Annotated in this window: 1 protein-coding gene and 1 pseudogene; both read right to left on the reverse strand. The window is 74.3% G+C overall.

The features are described 5' to 3' along the window. Positions 1-264: 264 nt before the first annotated feature. Entirely contained in the window at positions 265-585 is a 321-nt protein-coding gene (locus B9S61_RS10065; RefSeq protein WP_308457756.1) for a hypothetical protein, read from the reverse strand. 200 nt (positions 586-785) lie between these two features. Next, a pseudogene (locus B9S61_RS10070) lies at positions 786-995 on the reverse strand (hypothetical protein); the annotation flags it as partial.

Below are 995 nucleotides of genomic sequence, written 5' to 3' on the forward strand. Positions count from 1 at the left end.
GCGGCTACCCGCCTCCGCCCTCGGCCGTGCCGCGTCCCCCGTTCGCGCGCTGCCCCACGCCCGCCCCGATGGCCCACGACGGAAATCCCCTCGTATCGCTCTGTCCGTTCACCGAACGGAGGCCCGGCTCCCCGGCCGGTCCCCCGCTGACAGAGTGGGCGACGATCAGGATCGTCACGGGGCGGTGACGTGTTGATCAGCACACGGCGGACTCACCTCCCCCGTACAACCTTTCGGCCCCCCGTACGTCCGTGAGGTGCGGGGCTACCGGCGCGGCCCCCCGCCGGACGCGTCCCGGCACAGCAGGCGCAGCGAGCCCTCCCCCGTGTAGCAGCGGCGGGCCTCGTCGAACGGGTCCCAGAGGCGGCCGTCGGGAGTGCGGACCCAGTGGTCGCTGCCGGAGGCCCACCACTCGCCTCCGGCATGACGGGCGATCACCTCACCGGCGTAGGCACCGAATCCGCGCAGCACCGGTTCCACGGCGGCGTACGGGGCCGCCTCCCGGCGTATCTCCTCGATCATCCGGTCGACGCTCCACAGACTGCGCGCCGAGTAGTCGAGGCGCAGCCGTGCCCCCTCGCGCATCGCCGCCACCGTGTCCGCCGCCCAGCGGACCGGTTTCGTCGCGGCCGAGGGCCTGGTCCGCTGCTGTGTCGCCGCAGTCGCCGCAGTCGTCGCTGTCGCGTCAGTCGTCGAAATCGTCACACACTGAAGAGCGCTACGGCGAACCGTTTCATCACCGGCTGCCGAGCGATTCCCGCGAGCCGTCCCCGCCCTTCGGTCCCTCAGCCGTCCCAGCCGTCCCGGCGGCTGCGGCGGGAGACCGCGGCGCGGAGCACCCGCCGGCCCTCCGTCGACACCTCCAGCGCGCCGCGCAGCCCTGCCGGGCCATGGGCGGCCAGGAGCTCCAGGACGGTGATCTGACGGCGCAGTTCGGCGGCGAGGAGCGGCGACAGGCCCTCCGCGGCCCCCTCCCGGCACAGGCCGGCCAGGCC

This window comes from Streptomyces sp. SM1 (assembly GCF_002910825.1).
GTDB classification, from domain to species: Bacteria; Actinomycetota; Actinomycetes; order Streptomycetales; family Streptomycetaceae; genus Streptomyces; species Streptomyces okerensis.